Genomic DNA, 2,375 nt, shown 5'->3' with positions numbered 1-2,375 from the left:
GTCAATACTTGCGTTAACTGACACACCGCATTCGCGAGCAAGCCCGCTCCCACACAAGCCCGCTCCCACAGTTGATCTGGGGTGTGTCAGCCGGCCAGCGCAGCGCCATCCATCTTCTGGCGCAGGCTCAACGGGCGCATGTCAGTCCAGGTTTCTTCGATGTAGGCCAGGCACTCTTTCTTCAGGCCACTCTTGCCCACGGTGCGCCAGCCTTCCGGCACCGCCTTATAGTCGGGCCAGATGGAATACTGTTCTTCGTGGTTGACCACTACCTGAAACAGGATGTCGTCGCGGTCAAATACTGAGGTCATTGCTGTTCTCCATCACTGAAAAGCCGGCTGCGCACCACGCGCAGCACTGATATCTGTAGAAACGTACCAAGCCCACTAAAAATTAGAGGCTGGCGACCGCTGCCGCCAGGGCGCGCCCGAAGATCTCGGCCACCCGGTCGACTTCGGCGGCGGTGATCACCAGCGGCGGCAGGAAGCGCACCACGCTGCCGTGCCGGCCGCCCAACTCGAGGATCAGGCCACGCTTGAGGCATTCGCGTTGCACCAGTGGCGCCAATTGGCGATGCACCGGCGGGTGGCCCTGGATATCGGGCGTGCCGTTGGGGTCGACCAGCTCAACGCCCAGCATCAGCCCACGCCCACGAATATCGCCCAGGTGCGGGAAGTCGCGCTGCAGGATGCGCAGGTGCTCCGCCAGGCGCTCGCCCATGGCCGCCGCGTGGCCAGCCAGGTCGTGTTCCTTGAGGTAGCGCATCACCGCCGAGCCTGCCGCCATCGCCATTTGATTACCCCGGAAAGTCCCGGCATGCGCGCCCGGCAACCAGGTGTCGAGCCAGTCGCGATACACCACAACCGCCAGCGGCAAGCTGCCGCCGATGGCCTTGGACATCACCACCACGTCCGGGATGATGCCGGCGTGTTCAAAGGCAAACATCTTGCCGGTGCGGCCGAAACCGCTCTGGATTTCATCCACGATCAACGCCACACCGGCCTGCTCGGTGATGCGTCGCAGGCCGCGCAACCAATCGAGATCGGCCGGGATCACGCCGCCCTCGCCCTGCACCACCTCGACAATCACCGCCGCCGGCAACAGCACGCCGGCTTCCGGGTCGTTGAGCAGGTTTTGCAGGTAATGCAAGTTGACCCGCACGCCTTCCGCGCCGCCCAGGCCGAATGGGCAGCGATAGTCATAAGGGAACGGCAAAAACTGCACGCCATTACTAAGCAGAGCGCCCAAGGGTTTTTTCGGCCCCAGGCTGCCCATCAAGCTCAGCGCGCCCTGGCTCATGCCGTGGTAACCGCCCTGGAACGACAGCACCGTGTTGCGACCCGTGGCAGTGCGCACCAGCTTCAACGCGGCTTCCACCGCGTCAGTGCCGGTGGGGCCGCAAAACTGGATTTTCGCTTCCTGCACAAGCTTTGCCGGCAGCAGGCCGAACAGGTCCTGGACGAACTGGTCCTTGACCGGCGTGGTGAGGTCGAGCGTGTGCAGGGGTAGTTCGTCGCTCAGCACCTGCTGGATGGCTGCGATCACCACCGGGTGGTTGTGACCGAGCGCCAAGGTGCCTGCACCGGCGAGGCAGTCGATGAAGCTGCGGCCTTCGACGTCTTCCACGTAGATGCCCTTGGCCCGCTTGAGCGCCAGCGGGATACGCCGAGGGTAGCTGCGGGCGTTGGATTCCTGCTGGCGCTGGCGGGCCAGCAGTGGGGTTTCTTCGAAGTGGTAGAGCGTTTCCACCGGTGGTGCGTCTTCGATACGGCTGGTAGCGACTGACATCTCTCGATCCCTCAATACGCGGGTGGGGTGACCAAACGGGCGATCCGCGTATGTGCGGATTTCATGTTCTGGAGACGCACCAGCGGTGGGGGGATTTAGGGGGGTTGTGGTTTTTTGATGGGGGCATATCCGTTATTTAGGTAACGGCGGCCTAGGGTTCCGCTCTTACAGCGGGTCACTTTTGCAAGGACGCAAAAGTAACCAAAAAGTCCTCGCCCCAACACTCGGTGCCTCGCTATGGCTCGGCATGCCCGCAATCCGACAGTGATTTGGGGGGTCGCCGCGATGGGCCATCCTTGGCCCAGCGCGGCTAAACCGGCATCCCTGCCGGTTTACCCCCCAAATCACTGTCAGATTCCGGCCATCGTGTTTGACGGGGCGATTTCAGATCAAGATCAAAAGCGCAGATCAAAAGACCGCTGACTTCGTCATCGAAAAGGATGTAAGGGCCAGGGCCAGAGCAACAGCAACAGCAACAGCAACAGCAACAGCAACAGCAACAGCAACAGCAGAGCCAAACTCGGTCTAATGTGGGAGCGGGCTTGCTCGCGAATGCGGTGGGTCAGTGACAGATGAATTGACTGACC

2 protein-coding genes are annotated in these 2,375 nt (G+C 61.9%); both read right to left on the bottom strand.

What is annotated here, in order from left to right; translation table 11 throughout:
* Window positions 1-86 precede the first annotated feature (86 nt).
* Window positions 87-311, bottom strand: coding sequence for an MbtH family protein (locus ACTD9P_RS29500; protein WP_285679075.1), 225 nt, complete (start codon window positions 309-311; stop codon window positions 87-89).
* Between the two features lie 82 nt (window positions 312-393).
* On the bottom strand, window positions 394-1,788 hold the full coding sequence (locus ACTD9P_RS29495; RefSeq protein WP_438870407.1) for an aspartate aminotransferase family protein: 1,395 nt from the start codon (window positions 1,786-1,788) through the stop codon (window positions 394-396).
* Window positions 1,789-2,375 lie beyond the last annotated feature (587 nt).

Origin of the sequence: Pseudomonas onubensis (assembly GCF_965653655.1) — a bacterium.
In the GTDB taxonomy this organism is placed as follows: Bacteria; Pseudomonadota; Gammaproteobacteria; order Pseudomonadales; family Pseudomonadaceae; genus Aquipseudomonas.
Note: the sequence above shows the minus strand (reverse complement) of the source record. Positions and strands in the feature narration are given on the sequence as shown.